Below are 24,230 nucleotides of genomic sequence, written 5' to 3' on the forward strand. Positions count from 1 at the left end.
ACGCGTAACGCGGCGCGGCGGCGGCGAAGGCATCGCCCCGTGTCAATCCCACAAGCTGACGCCCTCACTGGTCGGGCTGGGCAGATCCGGCAGAACGATAATCACGCCCGACCGGAACGGCTGAGGCTCATCGGCCAGCCCCTGATTGGCATCGAGCACGGCCTCAACGCTGCCATTCAGATGACCGTAAACGTTGTTGCAAATGACATCGAGCATGTCGCCATCATACGTCCTGCATGTCGTCGCCATAGCGCTCAAACTCCAAAGTGAATCCCTGTTTGCGAGCAATCCCGCCGTGCAGCAGCGCGGACTGTTCCTCGTTGATGTTTTTCAGGCACCACGTACCGATCACCTCGCCATAGCCCGTGGTCAGAGTCAGCGGCTGCAGCCTGGCTCCGATGGAACGCAGTGTGTCGAGCTGCTTCAATCCGCCTTTGAAGCCCGGATAGATCGTGCCCTTGAGCGTCAACTTTTCATCGCCCATACCGATGGCCTGCTTCGCCGGCCGGCGCGTCAGCCGCTCCTGCGAAGCCCAGCGGAATTCGGTCGAACGACTCAGCTCGTCGAACGCTGCTGTGTCCAGGTTGAAGTAATACGGCTCAATCTTCGGATCGCGCGGTTGAATGATCATCAGATGCGGGAACGGCTTCACCGCCTCCGGCGCCGGCGTGGCCTCCACGGCAAAGGAACTGGTGGGCACGATGTTGGCCAGCGACGGACTGACCTTGCCGGCGACGTTGTTGATCGCCGTGGCCGCCTTGCCCGCCTGTTCCTTCAATGTGCCCAGCCGCTCCTGCACTTCGGCCGCCGCGCGGGTAGCGCGGCCGTACACCGCTACCACCTGACCGACCTTGGCCTGAGCCGCGTCGACGCCGCGCATCACCCGCTGAAGTTTGGCGCCGATGGCCGGACCGACGAACGGGATGTTTTCCAGCTCGGACGCGGCACCGGTCAGTTCGCGGATCGCGCCATTGACCGGGGACAGCATGCCATCCGCGCTACGCCGCCCGGTTTCCGCCGCATCCACCAGATACTTCAGACTTGATTGCATCTGCTCCATGTAAGCCATGAAACCTCCTTAGACATGGGGTTCGTCGTACAGCTTGGCGGCGTTACTCTTCGCCGCATCCGCCATCATTCGCTGCATGTGCGGCATCAGATCCTGCGCCAAAGCTTGCGGGTCCTTGACGTCGCCCTGCACCGTGACCGGCATGTTCAGCGAGTACTGAAACTGCTGGTCCACCTTGGCCGGCACCGGTTTTTCTGGCTCCTTGGGTTGGATCGCCAGCGCCGCCGACTTGAGCGGCGCCGTCACCGCCATCGAGCGTGCGACATCCCCCAACACCGGACCTTGCTGCGCCGCTGACGTCATCATCAGCGGCATGACTGGCACGGGCGCCTTGGCCGCTTGTTCGGGCTTTTCATCCTCGCCACCGAACAACGACTTACCCAACGACCCGCCCAGCGCCGCACCGCCCTGACTGCCCAGGTAAGCACCGATCATGCCGCCGATAGCGGTGCCGATGATCGGCACAACCGAACCAATGGCGGCGCCAGCTGCTGCACCGGCCATGGTGCCGGCCAGGTTGCCCGCGGCCGAACCGTAACCTTCGGCTTTTTCGTCCTTGGTCTTGGCGTTTTGAAAGGTTTCAAAAGCCATCGCGCCGGACTCCAGCAGCGTGCCGCCAGGAATGACCTTGGCCGCCTTGCCGGCCTTACCGACGGTTTCTGCGACGACGCCGAGTTTGGACAATGCCCCACTTGGAACGGACGGGACTGATGGCGATGGGATCGAAACAGGGGAACGAGGCATAGACTGGCGAGGACCTCTCGAACTCGGCAACGTCCGGCGACGAGCGCTGCGGCTTGATCCACGTCCGCGTCGGCGCGATTCGCCCGGCACATCCACACCGCCACCCATAGCGCCGGCATTGACGACGAAAACCTTTTGGACGCCGTCGTTACCTGCATCATTTGCAGCACCAAGGCCACCGCCTGTAGCCGCTTCCTTCACCCGCGAAACAACATCCAGGCCAGTCGCTACCAGATCAAGCTCACCGGAATTTTTATTGCGGGTTTCGCTCCCACCCCGACCACCGCGCGACCCACGCGCAAGGTTTAGCAGCCCCTTGCTAATCTTGATCGTGCTGAAGATACCTTTTAAGGCGATCAGCCCCGCCCCGACCGTGGCGATACCGGCAACCACCCCGGGCGCGCTATCCGTCAGCGACGTAATGCCTTTAGTGACCTTGGTCAACGACTCGGCCACGGTGTCCGTCACCGGGCGCAGCGCATCGCCGATGCTGCGCATGGCGTCATCCATCGACTGGGCCATTTCCGCCCATTTCTGCGATGAAGACTCGCGCCGCTCGGCGAGGTTCTTGTCGAGGATCCCGGTCGCGTCACGCGAATCGTTTTTGAGCTGGCTGTACAGCGCCTTGTTCTGCATGTAGGCCGACAGTGCGGCCTTGACCTGCATGTCTGCGAACAGGTCGCCGGTGCGCAGCGATTCTTCCAGCGAGGCCATCATGGCCTTGGCCTTTTCAGGATCGGCTTGCTCGCTGATTTTTGCCGTGGCCTCGGCCATTTTCGCCGCACGCGCCGGATCGGTCGCCTGAATGTATTTCTGAGCCAGCGCCATACTGGTCTCAAGCGTCGACATTCCGTTTTGCAAACCGGTCTGCATCGATCCCTTGTAATCAATACCAGCTTTTTCGTAAGCCTTGACCGTATCGGTCGAACCGATTTTGCCCATCCAGTTTTTCAGGTTGTTGGCCGCCTCGTCCGAACTGCCGGCCTGTTTCATTTGCACCTGCAGCATGGCACCCAGTTGGGTCACCGCATCCAAGCCGGTGATGCCGTTGCTGGCCATGTTGGCCAGCAGTTCCGGGAACCACTTGGCCATGTCGGCCGCTTCAAAGCTGCCCGCCTGCCCTTGGTAAGCGATCGCCTCCAACGCCTGCTGCATCTGCTTGGGGTCGGTGATCTTGGCGTTCTGCCCCAGGGCGTTGATCATCTTCGCCGTGTCGACACCGCTGGATCCCTGCCCCACGACAAACTTGGCCGCGACAGGCGCGTATTCCAGCGCCTTACTCAGTTCCATACCGGCGCCGACCAACTGATTGACCACATCGGCCACATCGTTGCGCGCCATGCCCGTATCGCGTGAGGTGTCGATGATCTTGCGTGACATCTCCTGCTCTTGCGGCTTATTGGCAATGCCGGCCTTGATCGCGATGTCACGGACAATCGCGCCAAAATCAGCGCTGACCTTGGTCGGTACCGCCATGGCACCGACACCGACAACCGCAGCACCGACAGCGCCCTTCATGCCCTTTACGCCAGAATCAATCTGCTGATGACCCTTGGCTTTCAGCTCGGCTTTGTTGGCCGTCTGTCCCATCGAGCGATAGGCTTTTTCCAGTCGGCCGACCTCGACCCCCTGCTTTTTCAGGCTGTCGAGGTTCGAGTTCAAACGGTTGAGTAATTTGGACGCGCCGGCAGCGCCGGTGTCGTGAGCCTTTTTCCATTCTTCGCGCAGGCGGATGGTGTCGCCAATCGTGCGCTGCAGCACCCGCGCTTTGTTGCCTTCTGCCTCGAGGCGCTTGATGCGCCCCGTCACGTCCTTGAACGCGGCGCCGACCGTGGAACTGACGGCACCGCCGATCACCAGCCCGAGGGCGAGTTTGTTTGCCATGTCATGGCCCTCATGTGCCCAGCACTACCGGTGGCGGCTCAATCCGTGAGCCACCACACCATATCCGCGAACGGCATCGACTGGATCTCGGCGGCGGAAAACCCGGTTTCCGCCGCCAGACGTTTCGCCGCCGCCTTGATAACGCTGGGGTTAAATCCCGTCGTCGTTGTCCATGCGAAAATAGCCGGCCTGCAAGCGGTTAAAATCCACCAGCTTCAGCCCCTCCAGATCCGCGACAGGCGCACCGGATAACGCAGCAAACAACACCAGCTCGCGCTGCTCATCGTCGCCACCCACTTCACGGTTGGCCGCTCGCACGTCGCCCACGGTCGGTGAACGCAAGGCCAGCTTGTCGACGGTCACGCCGTTGATTTCGCTCGGGCATGACAGCGTTACCAGCACCTGATCGGTGGTCAGCGACAGCCATGCCGGCATCGAGTCCGAATAATCGGTTTTCGGTACCAGGTGCGAATACGCCGTTTGCACGCGGCGATAATCCGTCAGCTTGAGGCCTTCCAGATCCTTGAGTCCGACTTCGGCGAGACCTGCGAACAGCATCAGTTCGCGCTGTTCATCATCGCCGTTGGCAGCACGATCAGCCGCGCGCACTTCACGCACGGTCGGGTTGCGCAGGTTCAACGTCTCGACGTCGATGCTGTTGGCTTTGGTTGGGCGGGTCAGCGTCACGACCGCGCCGTGCGCGCTGAGCGACAGCCAGGCCGGCAGGTTTTGAGCGATTGCTTGAGTCATCTGGATCTATTCCTTACAAGCCGAGCGCGTTGCGCACTTCGAGCAGTTGGTCTTTGCCGTCGATCACCTGAATGCCGGCGACCATGTCGATCTCGTACATCAGGCGTCCGTCGATTTCGAGCTTGTAATACGTGACCGCAACGGCGTGTTTGATCTCGGCCGCATCACCGGCTTTCCAGTCACCGAGATCGACCTCTTTGAGGCGACCACGCAGGGTGGCAACGACCGCTGTCACCGCGCCCTTTTGGCCCTTGAAGGCACCTCGGAACGTGGCGTTGAACGCCGTGCCGTCAGCCAGGCCGAAGTATTTGAGCGACTCGCGGCGCACGCCCTTGGTGACAAACGAGGCTTCCATTTTCTCAAGCCCCTGATCCATCTCGATGGGGCCGGCCATGCCGCCGCCACGGTATTCGTCGGTCTTGGTGGTCAGCTTGGGCAGCGTCAGGCTCGGCACGTCGCCGGAGAAGTTCACGCCGTCGACGAACAGGTTGGTGTTGTACAAAGTCTGAGGAATCATTGGTTACGCCCCCTTAGGCTGCTTCAAGCACTTCGGTCATCCACTGATCGGTGACTTCGAAAAGGAAATTCGGGTTTTCTGCCGGTGGCACGTCGGTGAAACGGATGCGCCAATACACCTTGCCCTGGGCGATCTGGCTGGCCGTATTCAGTTCGGTGTCGGGGAACACTTCAAAGTTGATGATTGCGCCCTGGGCTTTCAGGTCGCGCATGAATGCATCCAGACCGTTGGTGACATCGGTCACGTAGGTCTTGGTGATCGAGCGGTCAACCGCCCACTTGTGCCCGGCCTGCACCGCGTCCATGAGAATGAACAACGTGCGAACGCGGGTAACGAACGCCCACTTCGGATCGCTCGACAGCGTGCGGTTGCCCCACAGGCGGTAACCGTCATCGCGAATAATCGTGGTGATATTGGCGTTGTTGAGCAGGTTGGCCCGGCAGGTCTCGTCGCCGTCCAGGTACTCGACCGCGCGACCGGTGCCGGTGATGCCGGTCAACTCCTTGTTCGAAGGCGAGGCCCAGAAACCGTATTCAGCATCCGTCCAGGCAAACAGGCCCGCCGCCCAAGCCGAACCGGGCGCGTCGACGGTCTTGCTGGTGATGGTGTCCCAGTACTTGACGCCCGGGTCGACCATAAACAGGTTGCGACTGCCGAAGTTCTCGGCGTAGGCAATAGCAGCCTCGTCGGTCGTACCCGGGCCGTCGATGATGCCGATCGCGCGCAGCTTCTGCGCCACGCTGTCGAGCGCCGTGGCCACCGCCTGAGTCGCCGTATGGCCCGGTGCGATCAACAGCCGCGGCTGGGCGTTGAACAGGCTTTTGCCATCGAGCAGCGCCTGTAAACCAGTACGTTGCCCCGACTCCAGCACGCCGCCGATGATTGCCGAGGTTTGCAGCGCAGGGTCTTCCAGCTTGGCCACGCCGATGGCGACGATCACCGCCTTGGCTTTGACGTAGATCGCCTGACAGGCCTTGGTGATTGCCGAATCGGCGCCGAAGGCGGCAATGGCTTCGCGCTCGGTGGTGATCAATTTCAGTTCGCCGGCCTTGGCCGTGCCGCCGCCGAGAACGCCCGGGGTGAAGGTGGCACACAGACCGATGATCGACGAAGACGGCAGCGAGATGGTGCGCGCGCCAGTGTCGACCGACGTGGTCGTGACGCCGTGGAAAAAACTCATAAGGGTCAGTCTCCAGAAACGAAAAAGCCCCGCATGAGCGAGGCTGTTAGGGTGTTTTTGTTACGCGTAACGGAAAAGAAAACGCCCCGTCTGTGCGGGGCGTTTATTGCGGCTCTACTTCAGGTGCCGGATCTGGATCAGTTTCCTGCACTGCCGGCGGATCAGGAACCGGCCAACCTTCACTCAGCATATCGTCGACGAATTCCCCCGACCCGATCGCCTCCAGTAACGCTTTTTCGCGGTCAAAGCACGCTTGCACATAGGCACGAACAGCCGATGAAACGGCCAGAATCTGCACCGCACCCAGCTCAACGAATCCGGCACCAGTCTTGAAGTTGCAGCGGTAATCGGCATCTACCAGGGCAGACACTGCCATGCCGGCGATGAGCGACTGGCTGTCTCGCGTGGTGTCGATCGGCAAGCCATTTACAACCACGCCCAACCCCTCGCGGCGGTAACGCTCATCGGCGATCAGCTTCGCCAGTTCGGCCGCCGTGCGATCGGGAGCTGATGGCGGAGAAAAGACCCAACCTTCAGCGCCTTCTAACGCATGCCAGCCCAAAGCCGGCACAACACCATCAGGCACAGGCACCCAGACAAACACCGCCGGAAACATCTTGGAGATATCGCCGGCAATGCTCTTAAGCTCGCGCACAATCCCCTCATAAACCCACGCGTAAAGCCTCATGCGTACTCCTCAAAGATCGCCACGCCCTTAGAACCCGCCGCGCCCTGCTTAGCCGCCGCATTTGTCGCCGCATGCACGCCACTGGCACCAGCCCCAAAGCCCGACCCCGGCTGTGCCGAGTTCGACGCAGGGCCACCAGAACCGAACGGGGAGCTTCCCCCCACACCCGGAAGCACAGAGTTGATAACTGACATGCTGCCTTCGCCGCACATGCCAGCGCTATTAATAACATTGCCGCCATAGGCCACAGGCCCGGGCACTCCAGCCCCCCACAACGCAGAAGTAGAAGTTGCCACAGTGTTAGGCAACGGCGAGGCGCCACCGCCGGGGCATCCCATCAAAGCGCCTACAGACGTCATTCCGCCCGGCTGGCCGGCACCGCCTGCCGCACCACCTGCACCACCTTCGCCAATGGTGACAAGCACGCCGGCGCCGATTTCGTCCGCCGTAAACCAGCCTTCAGCCCAACTGCCCGAAGCGCCGCCACCGCTGGCCGAGTTACTGGCCGATCCCGTTGGGGGCGTTCCACTGCTACCGCCACCACCACCGATCGCACGCACCCGCACGAACTTCATACCCGGCGTCGGCACGTACTGCGCTGTCGCCTTGATGATCTGTCGCCCGATCAGGCGGCCGGTACGCGCGGCGAGCGCGGCAATGTCGATGTTTCCCTGATTAATCGGCGCGTTCCACGCTTTAATGCACCATACGACCGCGATGTTTCGAGGCCGGGAACGCATGAAGTCGACGCCGTTGTAGGCCGCCCCAGGCGTTTGCACGCCATCCATGATTAACGAAGTTGTGGCCGTTGCGGTTGCCAACACAGTGATCTGCTCGGGTACAGCCGGAGCGGTGTCATACTCCAACCCGAGAACGCGCACATGCGCCGCGTTGTTCAGGTTAGGAACAGGCAGGTTTTGCCCATCGCCATCACCATACGTCGCCGTACCTACTTGCCAGCTACCGACCGCACGGCCCGCATCCACACCCCGCCCATGATCCCAACCACGCAGGAACTCGCCGCGCGATTCCGGCAAGCGGAAATTGCCGGCACCCTCGTCGCCCTTGTTGAACGCCGTGCCTAGGAACGCCGCCAGATCTGGATAAACCGCGATGCTCTTAACACTGCCGTCCAGCTCCAGAAACCCGGGCGCTACCTTGTCCAGCGGAAACGCGACCATGGCACCGACCGGCAACGCCGAGGCCTGCGCAATCATCGCTTCGATTTCGGTTTTGGTGTAGGTGTCCTTGATGCCCATCCCAGCCAGCGTTTCCGGGTTATCACCCGACACGAACACCCCGCGATCGTTGACTTTGACGCGGGTGTACTGGCCCGCAGGCTTGTTCTTCGGCAGCACTTCCAGAATGGCCGCGTCGACGTAGGCCCGCGAGGCCAGCACAATCGCCGGGTCAATCTTGAGCTGTATGTTGCCGGTACTGGTGACAATGAAGTTCATCCGCACGATTTGCGTGCGGCCCGAGCCTTGCGACAGCAGCGGCTTGAAGCTTGGCGCGCAGTTGGCCACCGCCACCAGATCGCCGTCCGCATCGTAGAGGCCGATTTCGCGGATCCACTTACCGCCCTCGTCGGCCGAGATGATCTGCTCGGCGATAATCACCGCCGGGTTGACCGGGTCAATCTTCAGTTGGTTGAGCGGCTTGCGGCGCCACTCGTTGAGCAGCTTGGTTTGGCTGGCCGACGGCACCGGATTGGGCGGATCCGCCAGCCCGCTCGGGTTGGCATCACCCACGCCCATTTGCGTGATCAGCCAGGGAATGCCGAGCGCGTCGGCGTTCGCCTGCTTGGCCATCCCCACGTTCGTAAGGATCGCGAAAAACTGCGAATTCGCATCAATCATAATAAACGTCCAAAGTGTCTATGGTGTGTTCGCGGCCGACCACGCCAAAGCTGCCAGTGACCTCAATGTCACGCATGACGGGCGGATAAATGTCGATTTCTTCGCCTTCGTAGACGGACACGGCGATATTCAAATTGCCTTGAGTTTCCAGGCTGATCGCCAGCCCGGTCAGATGCCGGGTGACGGGCTTGGCGTCGTCAATCAGGCGCTCAAGCTCCTGATACATTTCTTCGGTGATGCCGGTATCGAGAACCCCGACCTTCAGAGCGAAGGTGCCCGGCACGCCCTCAGGCACCGTGTTGAACCACTCGACAATCTCGATCAGGTAGCCGAGCGGCTCGACCACCCGGCGCAACGCGCCGATGGTGCCTTTGTGCTTGTGGATGTAGTACGAGGCCTTGATGGCCGCGCGCTTGGTTGCTTCCGTCCAGCGATAATCCCAGCGATCCACCGACCACGCCCACGCCAAATGCGGCAGCAAATGAACCGGGCAGGTATCAGCGTTGTAGAGATCGCGCAGAGGGACAATCGTCTTTTCGAAAAACGCGGCCTCCATGGCCCGTTCCAGTTGCGTGCTGTTGAGCGGTAGGAGACTTTTCATATCAGCCCGCCAGCCTCACGTTGTAGCTGGTACAGAAAGCCGCTTGCGCCTTGGTCGGGGCCAGATCCTGCCACCCGACCAACTCAACCCGGGCAACGCCGGCAACGTGCAACTGAGCGTCAACAGCAGAGCGGGCGACCTCAACGCCCAGCCGCTTGCGTGGATTGATCCAGGCTGCCAAGCGGCTTTTCGCCTCGGCCAAACTGGCATCCGCTTCTGGTCCGGCGCTGGCCATGTGCAAAATGGCGTCAATCTCGTAACGGATCACCTGCGCGCTCTGCACCGTCACTCGATCACCCACCGGCCGGACGTCATCGTCATTCAGCGCAGCGGCTACAGTGGCCAGCAGCTCCGGCGGCGCTTCGCCTTCCCCGTCCAACCCCAGCACTGTGACCGTGACGTAACAGGGCTTCGGGCTTTCGGCCGTGGCATCTGCTACGAGCCCAGAGGCGTTACGCGCATGCAGGATGTAGCTGTTACGCGGGCCGGCCGTGGTCAAGCCCTCATAGGCCAACTGGATGCGCTCGCGAAACGGGTCGTCGTCTTCCATGACCTTGGGCACCGGCGGCACCGCCAGCAGATCCTCGGCCTGAATGACAAGACGCTTCAGATTGACGTTTGCCCCCAAGTGATCGAGGTCGCCGCGAATGGCGTGCGCCAGCAACAGCGCCTTGCCGGCGTCATTGACCCGGGCGCGGTTGCCGACCTTGTTGTAGGCCCCGACCTCAAGCACTTTGACGACTGGATCGCTTTCCAGTGCGGCCGTCCAGTTGCCACCCATGTACCCACGAAACACGCTCAACCCATCCTGATACACCTCTTCGAAGTCCAGAGGCTCCAGCACGGTCGGCGCTGGCAGCGACGACAGATCTACGGTACTCATGCAGCCACCTCCAACGTGACGCTGTCGCCCAGGTACTTCCCGACGATTTGCAAATTGATTTGCCCGCCAATGACGGAAATGACGCGCACCTGATCCAACTTCAAACGCGGCTCCCATCGCCCCAGAGCGCGGGCAACCTCAGCCTGTACGGCGCTTTTCCAGCCTTCGTTGATGGGTAAATCGACAAACCGCCGTAGCTTGCTGCCGTATTCCATACGGTGCCGGCGACTGCCCAGCGGCGTACTCAAGATGTCGGCAATGGATTGCCGCAGGTGCTCAATGCCGGATATGGGTAGGCCGGTCTGGCGATCCATTCCGATCATCGATGTCACTCCTTGAACGGCTCGTATTCTTCGCTGGCTTTCAGGAACTTGACCGCTTCGATGTCGGAAGCCGGCACCACTACCGTCGCCTTGTCGACCGGATAGAAACGGTCAGTGCCGGGCACGATCAACAGTCGCGACGTGTAGAGCTTGTCGCGGAATTTCAAGGACTCAGGCGATGAGTAAGTTGAGGATGACAATGCCGGTTCGGAGGACGCTTGCACCTCGGTGACGGTCGTATCGATCTTGGCCATGTATTTCTCCAGGCATGAAAAAGCCCGCACTGGGCGGGCTGTCGTGAATGAACTAATGCGTGTGGTGATTACTGTTGCCAGTGGCGTCAATGATCGCACCGGCGCTGGTGATGCCCTTGGTAACGTGTAGCGCGCCGTCGATCATCACCGCCGCTTTCAGATTGATGTTGCCGGTGGTCACGCTCACGGCGGCATCGGTCACGACCGCTTCGGTGCTGGCCACTTTGATGGTGACCGTACCGCTCGGCAGCGTGATGCTGTAGCTCTTGGCCTGCCAGTCGTAGACCAGCGACCCGCCATCATCGAAGCGCCAGACCTCGACGTGATCGCGATTATCTGGCGGCGGTCCGGCATTGCCATACAGGCCCGGGACAAACGTGCCTTGTGACACGTCACCGCTGGGACTGATCAAACTGCCCTGCTCACCCAAAGACGGCGCCCGCCAGTGCCTGGCCTTGCCCGCCGCGATGCTGTGCCAGCGCACCCACGCGCTGACCCATTCACTGCCATCCGACACGCGACATACCGGCGGCGAAGCGGACAAATCCACCGCGACCACATAGCAAGCCTTTACCGCCCCCGCGATCATGCGGTCATGCTGTGCGCTTGCGTAGCTCATGGCAGATCCTCGGGCTGGAATGGCCCATCACCCGGATCAATGTCCAGCACCAACGTACCCGGCGGTTCGTCCAACCACGGCCATTCCTCAACGCCGAGATACACCTGCTGAGTCCACTCCACCAGCCATACGGTGTATCCATCCAGGTGCGGCTGGGTAAAGTCCTGCAGCGATTGCACAAACTCGGCGGGTTCAACTGCCAATCCCCACGTCTGCGCACGCAGCAGCACCGCCAACTGCGTCGCCAATTGCACGACCTGTTGATGATGGTGCGGCTTGATCGGGTCAACAATGATCCGAGCCTCGAACTTGCAGACCAGCGAGGTTTCGCCGGTACCGATATCGGTACCCGGCTCGATCTCGGCCACCTCCAGAAATACCGCTGGCAGCAACACGCGATCCTTAATGTCTGGCCAGGCTGTGACGGCCTGCACGCCAGGCAAGTGGGTACGCAGATGCTGTTCTACCGCCCGATAAAGCTGGTCCAGGCTGAACGGTTCGTCAGACATTGCCGATCCTCTTGAGGTATTTCTGCAGCTCAAAGTTGAGTTCTTGTTTGAGAATCGCCAAAAGGATCTCATCTGCCTTTTTGACCCAGCTGTCGAAATGCGGCCGGGCTTGCTCCAGCGACACCTTGGCCTTGGCCAGCGGGAAACGACTACCGTTTTCGGCGACCCAGCCCGAACTCGGCCCGCGACCGGGGGAGACCGTGCTGTCCGGGTAGTCGTCCGCGTTGAAATGCTTGCTGGCCGTACGGATCCAGATGTCGGGCTTGTTGCCGTAGACCTTCTTGAGAAAGGCACCTTGGTAACGCCGCCCCGCCACCGACACACCGCTACCGGTCTGCCGCGCCCGGCCGATCCGGCTGGATTCGATGGTGTTCAACCCAAACCATAATTTGCCGCTCGCGGCCGCGCCGGAAACTGGATAGCTGCGCAACCGCTGACGCACCGCTGCTACGGCAATGCGCTCTGACCGGCTGACGGCTCGGGCAATGTGCGTGCGCAACCTTCCCAACGTTTTGTTGATCGCGCGCCGATGCGCCGCAGCAGCCGCTTTAGGCACCACCTTGGCAAAGTCCTGGAACGCTTGAAAATGTGCGGCCGAGGACTGGATGGAGATCATCCCGCCCCCGGCCGAGGGTTTGAAATAGCTGCCGACGCTCATGGCCGTAACCTCAGAATCAGAGCGACCAGCCCGTCACCGCTCGGTTCGAGCTGGATCAGGTCGTAGTCACCGCCGCCATCCAAGGCAGGCAGGTCAACGCTGACCAACATGCCCTGTTCCAGACCTTGCGAATCGCTGACGCGGATCTCGAAGCGAGGCTCGCGCAACCCGGTGTTGAGCTTGCCGAACTTGGGTTGCAGCCAAGGCGCGGCGAACATGCCGAACACTGGATCTTCACGACCCTCGATTCGCGCCGTATCGCCCAGCGTTTCGAACACCACAGCGTCGACCTCGGCGATCAGATCGCGAAAGCCCACGGTCAGAGTTCCAGCAGGACCTGCGCACGCGGTCGGGTGCACAGGTGCAGCGGGTTGGACTGGGCTTCACCGGCCATGCCTTTGTTGAAGGGCAGCGGCTCGATCATGCTGTAGTACGGGATGCCTTGGGTGTTGACCGTTTCCATGTAGTCAGCCGGCGCGAACACCGAGATGTACAGATCCGGCACGCCTTCCGGAACCAGCAACGCCTGATCGTCGTGGACGAAAGAGACACCAGCGACCTTGCCACGGTAGCGCTCCCAAGTAATGCCACCAAACTCGAAGCTTTCCCGTGCATCACCTCGCAGTGCTGCAGCTTGGAGCGTGCCTTCATAAGTTTTAACGACCGACTTGTGAACGATCAGCTTGTTCCAGAAGTTCTTGCCGCAGAAGGCGCGAGAACCGGTGCTGGTCACACTGCCGAGTGCGTCTTCCTGCATGTCCAGCGCTTCACCGCACTTGACCCGCAGTTCGGTACTGGCGTCAGCCAGCCCCATGGGCAACTTCTGACGCTGCACACCGAAGCGTTCATAGAGATCCAGCAGTACGGTTTTGCCATCGGCGTCGAGGATCTGGCCATTCAGTGCGCCCATACGCTGGAATTCGTGTGTGGCGTCCAACTGGCGCCGCGCCTTTGCCAGCCGCGCATTGACCACGTCCTGCACTGCCTGCAGTTCAGTGCGAGTGCCGAAGGCACGGATGCCTTGGATCTCGTCAGCCTTGATCGTGAAGCGCTCAGGCAGGTGCACAGTGTTGAACGGGATCAGGTTGCGCTTGCTGGCAGCAACCACCAAGCCAGAACCACCACGTTCACCAGCGGGCACCAGTGCAAGGGTGTCGCCGTCCTTTTCAATCTGCACGGTCAGCGTAGTAATGCCTTCCTCGCGGAACAGGCCCAGAGCGCTGATGCGCCCTGGCAGGTACGGTTGATCATTGAGTGCAGCGGTGAGCGAAGTAACGGTAAACGCTTCGTCGTCAAAAATGGCGATATCGGCCATGGGTACTCTCCAGAAACGAAAAATCCCGCACGCGGCGGGATGCAAAATAAAGAGGAAAATGCTTTAGCGGACGATCAGCGAATGTGCGGCCAAGGCTTTCTCGGCTGCCAGATCGAGGCCGGTCAGGTGGGCTTCGCTGACTTCGGCCAGCCGGACAACAGCGCGACCGCGACGCACCACGTCGGATTCGCCGAGCGGGCCGTAAAGAATGGCGACAGCGTTTTCTGTGCCGTCCTCTGCCGTTGGGTTGTACGGTGCGAATTCGCCGCTGGCAGTCACCAGCCCGAGAATTTGGCCCGGCCACAATGCTGGACCCGCAGCGACATTGATCGCTTCGCGCGAGATCGTGCCAGCGCCCTCGGACAGCAGGAATTCACCTGCGTGCATCGGTTCCTGTTTGATGGTCATGCTCGTGCTCCTTTCGCGCCGCGCGCGGTTCCAGTTTGAGCCGCTTGGCGAGCAGCCCAAATCGAGTTGGGGTCAGGTTGTTTGGCCAGCACCTTGGGCGCTGGGTCGTCCGCCAGAGGCAGACTATTGTCGATTTCAAAGCCCTTGCCGCTGGTGACAATCTTGTCGAAGAGACGCGCACGCACCGCGGCAGCGTCCAGCCCTGCCGCGACATACTCGGCGCTGAATTCAGGCAGACGCGCGGCCACGCAGAGGTCGTTCACCGCCTTGGCGCGTGCCAGGCCGGCGAGAACGATTTCCTCGCTTTCAAGCTGGGTGGACTTGAGCAGTGGCTCGATCAGGTTGCTGATGCCCGCCGCCGTGCAGCGCTGGGTGATCATCAATGCCAACTTGGCAGAGTCGACAACGGGCGGCACCAGAGGCGGCTCCACAAGTTCCAGTTCAGAATCCAGTTCAGGTGGTTCGTCGAGTTGCGCCACCAACTCAACCGGAGCGTGCTGGAACCGTTGCAGCACCGCGCCTTGACCCAGACAGGCTTTGACCTTGATGCCGTCTCCGACTTCGTCTGCAAGACCAAGAGCCACCGCTTCGTTAGCAGTCAGCCAGGTTTCAGCATCAACCATTCGCCGCAGTTCGACGTCATCGATGTCGGGCGCCTTGGCTTTATAGGCCGCAATGATCGCCTCCAAGGTTTGATCCAATACATCAGCGACCCGGCGGAAGTCCTCAGCGCCACCGCCTGCATACGTATATGGGTTGTGAATCATCAACATGGCGTTCGCCGCGATGACTACGCGGTGTGCACCGCATACGGCGACACTCGCGGCACTGGCAGCAAGCGCATCGATTCGTCCAGTGCAACGCTCGCCCAGACGCGACAGCGCGTTGTGCATGGCGAGACCGTCAAACAGGTCGCCGCCGATACTGTTGAACGCAGCGATCACCGGTGACACACCATCATCCATGGCGCGCAGATCCTGCACGAACTGATTGGCAGTGATGCCCCACGCGCCGATCTCGCCATAGACGAAAACCTCGATCACTCGCTCGGTGGCCTCTCCGCTGGACTGCAGGGCGTACCAGGTTTTGTCCTGAACCTCGACGCGCTTGCCGGCGCGATTGTAAATACGTGGTTTCGCGCTTTTGCTCATGGTTGCTCCTTGTCGTCGGTGTCTTCGACGGCATCAAGGGTGTTGTAGTTGAGGCCCAGTTTTGTGGCCCGTGCCAAATCGGCGGCGTTTTCCAGATCGACAGTTTCGGCGTCGTAGCCGGTGCGCAGCACCATCTCGCTGCGAGAGGAAAAGCCGGCCTGTACTTCCATCCGGCGTGCCTGCACGTCCTGCACTGGCTGGATGTAGGCCCAGCCTTGAGGCACCCAGCGAGTGCGCAGGTACTGGCGGCGTTTCTGTGCGTAATCGTCCAGCACCAGGACGCCAGACAGCACCGCCATATCCATCCACGCTGCCCGTACTGGGCGGCATAGTTGATGCACGTACACGCTGAATTGCAGTTGTTCCAGACGGCGTCGAAATTCGTTGAGCACCACCCGAAGAGCCCGGTCGTTGATACCGCGCATGTCGCCGGTGAGGATCTCGTAAGGCGTACCCGACCCCGCTGCAGCAGCCATCAGTTGCTGCCGCATGAAGTCCGGGTAGTTGTTGCCGGCGTCCGGTGGTTTGGAGAACTCAACCTCTTCGCCCGCGCCCAGTTCCTGCATGGTGCCGGGTTCGAGCGCGACCATCGGGGTGAAGCCGTCGCGATCCAGGTCGAGCGGCTGACCGGTCACCGGATCTCTGGGAAGTGGTCCCGAGTCCGGCGCCGGACGCTTGATGAAACCGGCGAACAGATTGGCCACCTCTTGGCGGAACAACACTGCGTCGTCGTAGTTGTCGAGACTGCGCAGGCGCTTGAGCACCGGCGACAATCGCGGCACACCGCGCAACTGGCCCGGCTCGACCGGTTCGAAGATGTGCAGCACCTGAGTCGCCGGCACGCGAACAAGCTGGTTGTACCCGGCGTTCAGCGAGGCCGCATCACGCGGATGCGACAAATACATCCAGTACGCCACACGCTTGCCGCCTGGGGTGAACTCGATACCGGCGCGGATCACGTTGCCGTTTTTGGTGGATTCGAATTTGTCGTGCGGCACAAATTCCGGTGCGAGGATCTGCAGCTGCAGCGGAACGGCCAAGCCTTCATCAAGCCCGCGCGGACGCAACCGTACGAAGCACTCGCCCGAGGTTTCAACCGTGCGTGCTACCAGCGCCTGCTGGCCATAGAAGTCGGTGCGATCATCCGCGTCCGACTCATCGACCCAATCCCCCCACAGCTCCTGCAGTAGCTTGCGCAAGGCATCGTCATCAGTCGTCGGCCGAGGGGTGATGCCCGTGCCGATCAGGTTACTGACACGCTTGTCGATGACATTGAAGGCATACGGGTCATTGCGAACCGCCGCCCGGGAGCGCGACCGCAGGTTACGCAGTGCCGGGGTGTTGATGCTGTTGATCCCGTTGTCGGGAGCGTCCCAGCCGGTGGAGCGGCGCCCTTCCCCAGCGCCCTCGTAGCTGGCCTTGATGTTGGACGGCAGGACAAATCCGTTACGGGTCAGCGTGGGGAAGTGTCGGGCCATCAGACCCCCTTCCCTGCATGGTACAGCCGGACCACGCGCGAACGTGGCCCGGCAGCGCTGGCAAGCGACGAGCGTATTTCTTCCCGCGCCTTGAGCAGCTCATCGACCGTGCGGTATTCCACGGTACGGTCGGTGTAGCGCACAGTTTTCTCACCGCGAGCAATGGCCGCCTCAACCGCGTCGAGGTGCTTTTTTGTAAAGGACATATCAGCGTCTCTTCAGATAGCCGCTGGCAGAGCTGCGGCGTTGAGGGGGTGCTGCCGGTCGCGCTTGCGTAACCGGTGCAGCGGGTGGTGGTGCGGGCTGGGCTTGGCGTACAGCAGCAGGCGCCGGTGTTTGCTCAACGTCAAGTCGCTCACCCTGAACAGGCTTGATGTTCAAGGCGTCATCGAACAAACCGGACTGGGCCAGGGCTTGTCGCACCCGGTCCCAATCGTGTTCCTGGTAGCGGTTGATGCCGAGATAATGCGCCATGGCGAGGCAGTACACCATTAAGTCGAGCGCTTCGTTGCGCTCTGCCTTGCCCTTCACCCATTCGATGCGCTTGTGGCCGCGCACGTAGCGCACAACTTTGCGTTCGGCGACGCACTGGGCGAAGAATTCGTCCGGCAGGTCGTTGGCAAAGTGCAGCGATCCCGGTCCGTCCGGGAATGGATAACGGTTGTAGATCCAGTCTTTAGCGGTGTCAGTGCCGACGAACCACAGCTCGGCACCGTTGCGTTCGGTCTGGCCCTTCCATGTCACGTCGACCATGGACGGGCGCTGTGCAATCACCGGCCTACCAGGCTTGCTTGCGCCCTTGATGGCGAAGATGTTGCGCCAGCGGCGAACGCGGCAGAACTGGTAAACCTCATCAGTGTGATGACCACCGGAGTCGACACCCACGGCGAGAATCGCCAGACCTACGCCGCAGGGATGCCGGTAACGGGCCTTGAGTTTCTCATCCAGCACCGCCCAGGTGCGTTCGTCTGCCGGGTCGCCCCAGATGATCTGGTGATCAACAACCCAGCGCTCCATGCCGACGCCGAAGCCCATCACCATCAATTCCAGACGGTTGGCTTGGACGTCGACGGCGCCGGTCAGCATCAGCACACCGACCGGCATCGAACCGAGGGTGTAGTTTTCCAGCCGCGCCCGAGCGATCAGCACTTCTGCTTTGGTCTGTTCGAGCGCACTGTCCCAAACCTTGGCCAGACGGGTGTTGTAGAACACCTGCATCAGACTCGTGTCGCCTTGGGCCTGGGCTTTTTTGGCATCTTCGAACTCGACGGCAAGCGATCCCCAGTCCATCCAACCAGTCGGGGAATACAGTGCGTTGAGATGAAAGCCAACGGTCTTGCCGTCGCCAGCTGCATGGGCGCGCCACTCGCCTCGGGCGAGCATGTCGCTCTTGTGGTGTTCCTCAATCAGAACGTCGCATTCAGGTGCTGCGCACTCGTAATGCACAGTACTGAGGTCCTTGCTGTAGTGCAGCCGCTCCCATTCCAGCACCTGCATATGACCACAGGTAGGGCATGGCACGTAGTAGTAGCGCTGGTCGCTGGACTCGAATAGGTCGGCGATCCGCGAGGCGCCTTTGATCGTCGGCGAGCTGGAGAAATAGATCTTGGCGTTGCGACCGAAGTTGGTCGCCCGCGTCTCGGCCAGCCGGATGGGATCACCCTCTTGGCCGACGTCGTTCTCCCAGCGATCGACTTCGTCGCCGTAGATATAACGCGCCGACAGCTCTGAAAGGTTGGCCGCAGAACCGGCGGTGGTGACGTACAGCGAGCCACCCTCGAATTCCTTGGTGTCCATCGTGTTGCGTGCGTCCCGCGAGCGGGTGGCCGCGACCCGTTCGCGCAGAACGGGCGTGGCTTTGATGGTCTTGCTGATCCGCCCCGACACGCGCTTGGACAGGCCGAGGCTAGGGAGCAGCGCCAGAATATTCGACGGCGCCATGTGGATCAGGCCGCCCATCCAGTTCAGGGCGATCTGGGTTTTCATCAACTGCGAGGCCACCATGGTGATCACGCGTCTGCAAGGGTGAGCCGGCGACAGGCAGCGCATTGGCTCGCGGGCATAAGGTGTCCGGGAGGTGCGGTACTGGCCGGGCTCAGGGGCACCGGTGTCACGCGGGATTCTCATGTACTCGTCGGCCCATTCGTCGATCCAGAGATCGGGGTCTGGGCGCAGTCCACGGAAATAGGCCTCACGGTACACCTCTGCACCGTCAGGAAATTCCGTGTGCATGGGTTCAGTCCGATGTCATGGCGTGGTCAAGGTCCGCTGCAGAGAGCCGCTCGGCTTCTTCCAGCGTTCGACGGAAGGTGGCGGTCAGATGTTTTTCGATCAGCCAAGGATCGGTCATGGCTGCCAGGTCATGGGACAGTTGCGGTAGCGGACCGAAAAGCTGATCGCGCAGCAAGCGGCCGGCGTTGTAGGCACCGGTTTCGACCGCCTCCTTGGACACCAGCGAGCCTTGGGCTTTGCCCAGCTCGATCTCCGCCAACTTCGCCATGTTGTGTTCGCGCAGAGCGCGGGCCTTTTGGAAATCCGGTAGCTTGCCGTCGCCGGTAAGCACCTGCGGCGGCGCAGCCGTGGAAGTCGGCTCGGTCTGGGTGGACAGTTGGCTGTAAACGTCACGCTGAATCCGGTCCTGCTGATGTCGTTCGGCGACGGCGACCTTGCTCGGGTCTGCGGTGTCGCGAATCAGCGCTTCGGTGGCATGTACATCAACCTGTTTGCCGTTGGGCGAAAGTACCAAACGGTTGTTATCTTTCAGCCAGGTGATGTAACTCGGCGACCTGCCGAGCCGGGCCGCGAAGGCACTCTTCGACAGGTAGGTTGGTTCTGTCATGAGCCCTCCTTTTTCAACGTATTTCAATGAATCCTTTCAAGATTTCAATGATTGAAATTTCAGTAAGCTGGGGAGCCTGCGGCTAACAGTTTCCCGCGGGTTTCCGACCCCGTACCCTCCGAATAACCCCAGGGTCCCCGGCGGTTTCAGGCTGGCCCGCCGCCATTCGGCGGGACGTCGCACACACCAAGCCGCTTGGCAGCCCAGCGTTCGTACAAGCCGATGGCTACGTCCGCGCCGGCCATTGCTGTCAGGCAACCCAAGGCGCCCGCCGTCCAGATGGTCATGCCGGCAGCGATCATCAACATCATCGCCGACACCCCGCAGACAATGCAGGCACCGGACCGGAGTGCCAGCCTGCGCAACAATGCCCAGCCTCGCGCCCCGTCCTTGTCGGCCCGCCACATTTCCCCCGATACGCCACCGACCAGGGCCAGGACGATCACTAACCAGATCGGCATTTCTGCCAGTGCTTGTTGCTCGCTTGTCATCGCCAACCCCTAAACGCAAAAACCCGGCGCAATGGCCGGGTTTGGTGGTTGGTGCGTGCCGCTCTCTGCGGTCGCACCTATCGAAGATGACTACTTTCTACAGGTCGATTCCGGTGGCAGCAAGAGAGTTTTAATGCCATGGCACAATACGGGTGCAATATGGGTATTACACAGGTGCTACATGGGTACAACGTATTCACTCGGCTATCGCTTTTGAAGCGGCGTCCCATCTGTCCCACCTTTTAGAATTGAGGTGGGACGCCTGAGAGCGCCCAAATTCGGGGCTTAGCCCTACCGTCCTACTTATTTATCTATTTTCTCGTGTAAAGAGAGAAATTTATAAACACGCTTGCGCGTGAAGCGCGCGTGCATTGTGTCTGCTACGCATATGCGGGCGGGTAACGTTACAAGGTAGGACGGTGGGACAGCCCAGCAAAGACAAGGCCCGCACCTGTCCCACTACGCCAAAACATAGTGGGACAAGGCGGGCCGGTGGGACAGCAACTGCCGGAGCCATGCCTGGGGTCAAGCAGCCACCCCCATCAACACGCCCCAGATAACCAAATGAGCCTCATGAAGACGCTGATAATAAGTGTCACGCCCGCAGCCGCAGTGCGCATAACGCAAACGCATATCCACATCGAGGGTGCAGTAGTGCTCTCGCACGACCTTCACCAGCTCGGGCGCGAGGTGCTTGTTCACGATAAGCTCGATATCCAACGAGCTCTCTAACGGCGCACGGAATGCACGCCGCCCGCGGATTAATTGGCCGTTACTCTCCATCATCATCGCAACCATGTTTCCACCGGCCAGACCGCCTTTCGAATGGTCGGAATGCAACTCCCGAGCCCATAACTGAAGCAACGAATCGATCTCCTTAATCATCGAAACAAAGCTCCTCGGCAACGTCTACTTCCAACTCAGGCGCTTTCCCCCAGTCCGCTGGCTTCTTGTAGCCCCACAACCGCTGCCGACTTTTGGTCATAGCACCGAGCCTGTAACGCCTCCAGCCCAGCCGATGAAGGATGGCACCGACGCGCATCTGCTCTGGCTTACCCCAATGTCCCGGGTCGAGCTTGAGTGCCTGTGTCAGCACCTCACTGCCGGTTGTGGTCTCACCAATCTGCGACTCTTCCAACCAGGTCAAGATTGGCGTTTCCCATTCGTCCACTACGAAGCGCTCGTCCTGCTCCTCCGCGAACAATGCCGCCTCGTCCAGCGTTACCCACCAAAGATCGCCCGCGTCGTAGCAGAACACCGCCTCGGCCCACAGCTGATCGCGGATGGAGCGCAATAACTCAAGATCGACTTTGGTGCACGCCACCGGCCAGTAACGGCGGTTGCCGGTGGCATCTTTGAGATACTCGTCCTGGTTTGTTGTACCCACGAAAACACACTGGCGTGGCACGTCCATTGTTCTGCGGCCGTAGCTCTCGCGGTAAGTGTCGGTGGACGCCGAGAAAAACTGCTTGGCCTTGGTACTCTCGGCCTTGTTGAAGCTGTCCAACTCACCCAGCTCGACGATCCACTTGCCCCGGATCGCCTGAAAGCCGTCCTTGTCGCCCAGGGCGAATGGCGTATCCATGAACCACTCGCCGCCGAGAATGCTCATCGCCGTCGACTTACCGGCGCCCTGCGCACCCTCAAGGATCATCACCGAGTCAGCCTTGCAGCCAGGCTTCATCACTCGGGCCACGGCCGACAACATCCAGCGCTTGCCAACCTTGGACGAGTAGTCGGTGGCCTTCACACCCATGACATCGGTGAGCCAGCTTTCCAGACGAGGCACGCGATCCCATTCGAGCTTGCGCAGGTACTGCCGCACCGGATGAAATGCATGATCATGTGCGACCACACTGACCGCCTCGATCACATGGGACGCCTTGACCCGAAGGTTGTATTGCTGCGCGAGCCACTTCATCACCCGCACGTCATCGATGTCCGCCCAATCACCCGTGCCGCCGCCATAAGGCGCCGCACGTAACTTGACGAGCTTCGAACTGAAGGCGCTGTAGCTGATGACTCCAGCCCAACGTGGATCATTGGCCAATATCAATTCAACGTTCTGCATGTGTGCGATCAGAGCGCCGCTATCGCTGCGAGCTAGTAGATCTTTCCAACCACCTGCAGCCGGCGGCTTGACCACGGCCAGCACCTGACGGCGCACCGCTTCCAAACCCTCGGCGACATGCAGATCGTTGAAGTCGGTCCACTTCACTTCTCGCTCACTGGAGAAGATCGGCGAAACCACCTGGCCGCCGACGATCAGTGCCGCGTTATTGGCCTTCTCTTCTCCGGGGTTCCAGGCGTCACCGTTTGGCTTAGTGGTCTTCCAGTCATCGTCCCTGCAAATGATGAGAGGGCAACCGGCAAACCGCTCGCGCATGGCCTTACACACGGCCAGTAGGTTACCCGCGTCAAATGCCACCGCCACGGTCAGCGAAGTCGCCATATGCAGGCTGGCGCCTGTTGCGTAGCCCTCACATACCAGCACTGGATCACCCGGATCGGCATCCGGACCGATGAGGTGGAAAGCACCCTCTTTTGACATCCCGTAGGGCCAGTAAGACTTGTCCCGACCGGTATCTTCCTGTTTGTTCGGGTAAATCACCTGAAGCCCGACGATATCGTCCCGCGCATTGCTCATGGGAATCAGGACGGCCCCAGAACGCGGCGCGTAGCGTACCCGGAAACCGACAATCTGCTTGCGGTCAAGATACTCGCTACGACCCTTCTCCGGCATGCGCTGGAACAAGCTATCCGCTCGCTTTGCCGCTCGACGTGCCGCATTAGCTGCCATCTCTGCAGCACGACGCTTGCCTTCTTCCTGACGAGCGCGCATGACCTCGCGCTCTTCGGGAGACATCCGACCAGCCTTGACCTTGATCTTCTGCGTCTCGCCCGAACGCCAATCGCCGAACGAACCGAAAATAAGCGTCTCGCCTTTCTCAGTGCGATGTTCATGGGCGACGTACCAGCCGTTCTTTTCGGTGCCCTTATCCTGCGCCGTCTTGCAACGAGTGAGCTTACCGAAAACCAGCGGCTGCGCAGGTATAAGGCCGTAGTCCGCAAACTGAGCCAGCACTTCATCGAGCATGACGAGCTCCCTTCAACTCCGCGAGGGAAAGGCAATCCACACAATGCGTGCAGCCAGGTTGCGCCACACGGCGCGCCTCCGGAATTGCCTCATCGCACTCTTCGCAGAACAGAAACGAATGCGCCGCCAAAGCAGGTTTGGCGGCGATGCGACGTGCTGCGAGCGCTTGGTCGACGCGCTCTAGCACCAGATCATTAGCGAAGTCTGCAATGTCAGCCATGGTCAGCACCTCGCGTCGTCTGGTTGACGTAGGTGGCGCGATTGAATAATCCGAGCAGTCCCTGGATCCCCCTGAACACCTGCAGGCGAATCGCTGCCAATTCTTGATCGGAGACGACGCCGTCACCGATGCTCTTGGCCCAGGTGTCTGCAAGATCCGCCACCTGCCGGAAATACTCAGCGATGCCGGTCGTCAATGTCTCGGGCATGTCGTTGGTATAGGCCTCAGCCAGTTCCTGCCAGGTCGTGTCGCCCACCAGCGCATGCACCGCATCCAGAATGCGGCGATCCTTAGTCAGTTCCAGGATCTCCCCAAACTCTTGGATGTTCACGGTGTGGCTTGGATGGGTTGGGGAAAGCTTGTGCTGCAACGTCGTGGCGTTGCGGCCAGTGGTGGCAGCGATGGCAGCTGCACCGCCCGGGTAGTCGCGTGCAGCGTGATAAAGCGCAAGATCGAGCGGCAGGACTTCCCGCTGGGCTCGATCTACAGAACTCAGAGCAATTCGGCTCATGGCATTAATCCTTGAATGTTGCCAGTGCCGCACGACATGCAGTAGTGATACATTTGTCGTGTGGCTTGATAGGCCCAAACGCCGGCGAGGTCCCTATGACCAACACCGGCACCGTGCCGGGGCGAACAATCCGTTGTTCACCCAGGCGCAACAGCTGCCAGCTCTGTGGTGGAAAAGGCAGC

General features: G+C 60.8%; 28 protein-coding genes. All 28 read right to left on the bottom strand.

Annotation, left to right across the window (positions count from 1 at the left end):
• Positions 1-42 precede the first annotated feature (42 nt).
• The 28 genes from V6F91_RS04110 to V6F91_RS04245 all read right to left on the bottom strand — a co-directional run bounded on the left by V6F91_RS04110 (position 43) and on the right by V6F91_RS04245 (position 24,048).
• Entirely contained in the window at positions 43-249 is a 207-nt protein-coding gene (locus V6F91_RS04110) for a tail protein X (protein WP_332762533.1), read from the bottom strand.
• Positions 224-1,069: a phage tail protein gene (locus V6F91_RS04115; protein WP_123377011.1), complete on the bottom strand. Its 846-nt coding sequence runs from the start codon at positions 1,067-1,069 to the stop codon at positions 224-226. Before V6F91_RS04115 ends, V6F91_RS04110 begins: the two co-directional genes overlap by 26 nt.
• A 9-nt stretch (positions 1,070-1,078) precedes the next feature.
• Complete coding sequence (locus tag V6F91_RS04120) at positions 1,079-3,697, bottom strand: phage tail tape measure protein (protein ID WP_332762538.1); 2,619 nt, start codon at positions 3,695-3,697, stop codon at positions 1,079-1,081.
• A gap of 150 nt (positions 3,698-3,847) precedes the next feature.
• The gene (locus tag V6F91_RS04125) at positions 3,848-4,447 is read right to left on the bottom strand and encodes a phage tail assembly protein (RefSeq protein ID WP_332762539.1); all 600 of its coding nucleotides are present in this window, start codon (positions 4,445-4,447) and stop codon (positions 3,848-3,850) included.
• A gap of 13 nt (positions 4,448-4,460) precedes the next feature.
• The gene (locus V6F91_RS04130; protein ID WP_064364595.1) at positions 4,461-4,964 is read right to left on the bottom strand and encodes a phage major tail tube protein; all 504 of its coding nucleotides are present in this window, start codon (positions 4,962-4,964) and stop codon (positions 4,461-4,463) included.
• 13 nt (positions 4,965-4,977) lie between these two features.
• The gene (locus tag V6F91_RS04135) at positions 4,978-6,144 is read right to left on the bottom strand and encodes a phage tail sheath family protein (RefSeq protein WP_332762544.1); all 1,167 of its coding nucleotides are present in this window, start codon (positions 6,142-6,144) and stop codon (positions 4,978-4,980) included.
• A gap of 103 nt (positions 6,145-6,247) precedes the next feature.
• Entirely contained in the window at positions 6,248-6,832 is a 585-nt protein-coding gene (locus tag V6F91_RS04140) for a DUF4376 domain-containing protein (protein WP_332762546.1), read from the bottom strand.
• Positions 6,829-8,691, bottom strand: coding sequence for a phage tail protein (locus V6F91_RS04145; protein ID WP_332762547.1), 1,863 nt, complete (start codon positions 8,689-8,691; stop codon positions 6,829-6,831). Before V6F91_RS04145 ends, V6F91_RS04140 begins: the two co-directional genes overlap by 4 nt.
• Positions 8,684-9,292, bottom strand: coding sequence for a phage tail protein I (locus V6F91_RS04150; protein ID WP_332762548.1), 609 nt, complete (start codon positions 9,290-9,292; stop codon positions 8,684-8,686). The genes V6F91_RS04145 and V6F91_RS04150 overlap by 8 nt, the downstream gene beginning before the upstream one ends.
• Before the next feature lies 1 nt (position 9,293).
• Complete coding sequence (locus V6F91_RS04155; RefSeq protein ID WP_332762550.1) at positions 9,294-10,175, bottom strand: baseplate assembly protein; 882 nt, start codon at positions 10,173-10,175, stop codon at positions 9,294-9,296.
• Positions 10,172-10,498: a GPW/gp25 family protein gene (locus V6F91_RS04160; protein ID WP_083352359.1), complete on the bottom strand. Its 327-nt coding sequence runs from the start codon at positions 10,496-10,498 to the stop codon at positions 10,172-10,174. Before V6F91_RS04160 ends, V6F91_RS04155 begins: the two co-directional genes overlap by 4 nt.
• A gap of 5 nt (positions 10,499-10,503) precedes the next feature.
• Positions 10,504-10,752, bottom strand: a complete 249-nt coding sequence (locus tag V6F91_RS04165) for a hypothetical protein (protein ID WP_332762554.1) — start codon at positions 10,750-10,752, stop codon at positions 10,504-10,506.
• Positions 10,753-10,804: 52 nt separating this feature from the next.
• Positions 10,805-11,371: a phage baseplate assembly protein V gene (locus V6F91_RS04170; RefSeq protein ID WP_127926433.1), complete on the bottom strand. Its 567-nt coding sequence runs from the start codon at positions 11,369-11,371 to the stop codon at positions 10,805-10,807.
• A complete protein-coding gene (locus tag V6F91_RS04175; RefSeq protein WP_332762558.1) occupies positions 11,368-11,880 on the bottom strand; it encodes a hypothetical protein in 513 nt (170 codons plus the stop codon). Before V6F91_RS04175 ends, V6F91_RS04170 begins: the two co-directional genes overlap by 4 nt.
• On the bottom strand, positions 11,873-12,538 hold the full coding sequence (locus V6F91_RS04180) for a hypothetical protein (protein ID WP_332762560.1): 666 nt from the start codon (positions 12,536-12,538) through the stop codon (positions 11,873-11,875). The genes V6F91_RS04175 and V6F91_RS04180 overlap by 8 nt, the downstream gene beginning before the upstream one ends.
• The gene (locus V6F91_RS04185; RefSeq protein ID WP_332762562.1) at positions 12,535-12,855 is read right to left on the bottom strand and encodes a head-tail joining protein; all 321 of its coding nucleotides are present in this window, start codon (positions 12,853-12,855) and stop codon (positions 12,535-12,537) included. The genes V6F91_RS04180 and V6F91_RS04185 overlap by 4 nt, the downstream gene beginning before the upstream one ends.
• A gap of 2 nt (positions 12,856-12,857) precedes the next feature.
• On the bottom strand, positions 12,858-13,853 hold the full coding sequence (locus V6F91_RS04190) for a major capsid protein (RefSeq protein ID WP_264364681.1): 996 nt from the start codon (positions 13,851-13,853) through the stop codon (positions 12,858-12,860).
• A 63-nt stretch (positions 13,854-13,916) separates the two neighbouring features.
• Positions 13,917-14,261, bottom strand: a complete 345-nt coding sequence (locus V6F91_RS04195) for a head decoration protein (protein ID WP_102902291.1) — start codon at positions 14,259-14,261, stop codon at positions 13,917-13,919.
• Positions 14,258-15,412, bottom strand: a complete 1,155-nt coding sequence (locus V6F91_RS04200; protein WP_332762570.1) for a head maturation protease, ClpP-related — start codon at positions 15,410-15,412, stop codon at positions 14,258-14,260. Before V6F91_RS04200 ends, V6F91_RS04195 begins: the two co-directional genes overlap by 4 nt.
• Positions 15,409-16,890 (bottom strand): phage portal protein, encoded by a 1,482-nt coding sequence (locus V6F91_RS04205; protein WP_264364679.1) that lies wholly within the window; start codon positions 16,888-16,890, stop codon positions 15,409-15,411. Before V6F91_RS04205 ends, V6F91_RS04200 begins: the two co-directional genes overlap by 4 nt.
• Positions 16,890-17,096 carry a phage head-tail joining protein gene (locus tag V6F91_RS04210; protein ID WP_008087653.1) on the bottom strand — a complete coding sequence of 69 codons (207 nt, stop codon included), beginning with the start codon at positions 17,094-17,096 and terminating at the stop codon, positions 16,890-16,892. Before V6F91_RS04210 ends, V6F91_RS04205 begins: the two co-directional genes overlap by 1 nt.
• A 1-nt stretch (position 17,097) precedes the next feature.
• Entirely contained in the window at positions 17,098-19,122 is a 2,025-nt protein-coding gene (locus V6F91_RS04215) for a phage terminase large subunit family protein (protein WP_332762572.1), read from the bottom strand.
• Between the two features lie 4 nt (positions 19,123-19,126).
• Positions 19,127-19,729, bottom strand: a complete 603-nt coding sequence (locus V6F91_RS04220) for a terminase small subunit (RefSeq protein WP_332762573.1) — start codon at positions 19,727-19,729, stop codon at positions 19,127-19,129.
• A gap of 146 nt (positions 19,730-19,875) precedes the next feature.
• On the bottom strand, positions 19,876-20,220 hold the full coding sequence (locus V6F91_RS04225; protein WP_038362364.1) for a phage holin family protein: 345 nt from the start codon (positions 20,218-20,220) through the stop codon (positions 19,876-19,878).
• A gap of 525 nt (positions 20,221-20,745) precedes the next feature.
• Positions 20,746-21,105, bottom strand: coding sequence for a hypothetical protein (locus V6F91_RS04230; protein ID WP_332762575.1), 360 nt, complete (start codon positions 21,103-21,105; stop codon positions 20,746-20,748).
• The gene (locus V6F91_RS04235; RefSeq protein ID WP_332762577.1) at positions 21,098-23,317 is read right to left on the bottom strand and encodes a VapE domain-containing protein; all 2,220 of its coding nucleotides are present in this window, start codon (positions 23,315-23,317) and stop codon (positions 21,098-21,100) included. The genes V6F91_RS04230 and V6F91_RS04235 overlap by 8 nt, the downstream gene beginning before the upstream one ends.
• Positions 23,307-23,537 (bottom strand): TraR/DksA family transcriptional regulator, encoded by a 231-nt coding sequence (locus tag V6F91_RS04240; protein ID WP_100847393.1) that lies wholly within the window; start codon positions 23,535-23,537, stop codon positions 23,307-23,309. Before V6F91_RS04240 ends, V6F91_RS04235 begins: the two co-directional genes overlap by 11 nt.
• On the bottom strand, positions 23,530-24,048 hold the full coding sequence (locus V6F91_RS04245) for a phage regulatory CII family protein (protein ID WP_332762581.1): 519 nt from the start codon (positions 24,046-24,048) through the stop codon (positions 23,530-23,532). Before V6F91_RS04245 ends, V6F91_RS04240 begins: the two co-directional genes overlap by 8 nt.
• Positions 24,049-24,230 lie beyond the last annotated feature (182 nt).

This window comes from Pseudomonas koreensis, from assembly GCF_036668835.1.
Lineage (GTDB): Bacteria > Pseudomonadota > Gammaproteobacteria > Pseudomonadales > Pseudomonadaceae > Aquipseudomonas > Aquipseudomonas koreensis_I.

Bases quoted from the DNA above. Each gene is read 5' to 3' on its own strand.
- V6F91_RS04130 (WP_064364595.1), bottom strand. From the start codon at position 4,964: ATGATTCCTCAGACTTTGTACAACACCAACCTGTTCGTCGACGGCGTG.
- V6F91_RS04115 (WP_123377011.1), bottom strand. From the start codon at position 1,069: ATGGCTTACATGGAGCAGATGCAATCAAGTCTGAAGTATCTGGTGGAT.
- V6F91_RS04230 (WP_332762575.1), bottom strand. From the start codon at position 21,105: ATGATTAAGGAGATCGATTCGTTGCTTCAGTTATGGGCTCGGGAGTTG.
- V6F91_RS04240 (WP_100847393.1), bottom strand. From the start codon at position 23,537: ATGGCTGACATTGCAGACTTCGCTAATGATCTGGTGCTAGAGCGCGTC.
- V6F91_RS04160 (WP_083352359.1), bottom strand. From the start codon at position 10,498: ATGATCGGAATGGATCGCCAGACCGGCCTACCCATATCCGGCATTGAG.
- V6F91_RS04195 (WP_102902291.1), bottom strand. From the start codon at position 14,261: ATGACCATCAAACAGGAACCGATGCACGCAGGTGAATTCCTGCTGTCC.
- V6F91_RS04245 (WP_332762581.1), bottom strand. From the start codon at position 24,048: ATGAGCCGAATTGCTCTGAGTTCTGTAGATCGAGCCCAGCGGGAAGTC.
- V6F91_RS04190 (WP_264364681.1), bottom strand. From the start codon at position 13,853: ATGGCCGATATCGCCATTTTTGACGACGAAGCGTTTACCGTTACTTCG.
- V6F91_RS04210 (WP_008087653.1), bottom strand. From the start codon at position 17,096: ATGTCCTTTACAAAAAAGCACCTCGACGCGGTTGAGGCGGCCATTGCT.
- V6F91_RS04215 (WP_332762572.1), bottom strand. From the start codon at position 19,122: ATGCACACGGAATTTCCTGACGGTGCAGAGGTGTACCGTGAGGCCTAT.
- V6F91_RS04220 (WP_332762573.1), bottom strand. From the start codon at position 19,729: ATGACAGAACCAACCTACCTGTCGAAGAGTGCCTTCGCGGCCCGGCTC.
- V6F91_RS04180 (WP_332762560.1), bottom strand. From the start codon at position 12,538: ATGAGCGTCGGCAGCTATTTCAAACCCTCGGCCGGGGGCGGGATGATC.
- V6F91_RS04125 (WP_332762539.1), bottom strand. From the start codon at position 4,447: ATGACTCAAGCAATCGCTCAAAACCTGCCGGCCTGGCTGTCGCTCAGC.
- V6F91_RS04165 (WP_332762554.1), bottom strand. From the start codon at position 10,752: ATGGCCAAGATCGATACGACCGTCACCGAGGTGCAAGCGTCCTCCGAA.
- V6F91_RS04150 (WP_332762548.1), bottom strand. From the start codon at position 9,292: ATGAAAAGTCTCCTACCGCTCAACAGCACGCAACTGGAACGGGCCATG.
- V6F91_RS04205 (WP_264364679.1), bottom strand. From the start codon at position 16,890: ATGGCCCGACACTTCCCCACGCTGACCCGTAACGGATTTGTCCTGCCG.
- V6F91_RS04110 (WP_332762533.1), bottom strand. From the start codon at position 249: ATGGCGACGACATGCAGGACGTATGATGGCGACATGCTCGATGTCATT.
- V6F91_RS04135 (WP_332762544.1), bottom strand. From the start codon at position 6,144: ATGAGTTTTTTCCACGGCGTCACGACCACGTCGGTCGACACTGGCGCG.
- V6F91_RS04235 (WP_332762577.1), bottom strand. From the start codon at position 23,317: ATGCTCGATGAAGTGCTGGCTCAGTTTGCGGACTACGGCCTTATACCT.
- V6F91_RS04140 (WP_332762546.1), bottom strand. From the start codon at position 6,832: ATGAGGCTTTACGCGTGGGTTTATGAGGGGATTGTGCGCGAGCTTAAG.
- V6F91_RS04200 (WP_332762570.1), bottom strand. From the start codon at position 15,412: ATGAGCAAAAGCGCGAAACCACGTATTTACAATCGCGCCGGCAAGCGC.
- V6F91_RS04225 (WP_038362364.1), bottom strand. From the start codon at position 20,220: ATGACAAGCGAGCAACAAGCACTGGCAGAAATGCCGATCTGGTTAGTG.
- V6F91_RS04155 (WP_332762550.1), bottom strand. From the start codon at position 10,175: ATGAGTACCGTAGATCTGTCGTCGCTGCCAGCGCCGACCGTGCTGGAG.
- V6F91_RS04170 (WP_127926433.1), bottom strand. From the start codon at position 11,371: ATGAGCTACGCAAGCGCACAGCATGACCGCATGATCGCGGGGGCGGTA.
- V6F91_RS04120 (WP_332762538.1), bottom strand. From the start codon at position 3,697: ATGGCAAACAAACTCGCCCTCGGGCTGGTGATCGGCGGTGCCGTCAGT.
- V6F91_RS04175 (WP_332762558.1), bottom strand. From the start codon at position 11,880: ATGTCTGACGAACCGTTCAGCCTGGACCAGCTTTATCGGGCGGTAGAA.
- V6F91_RS04145 (WP_332762547.1), bottom strand. From the start codon at position 8,691: ATGATTGATGCGAATTCGCAGTTTTTCGCGATCCTTACGAACGTGGGG.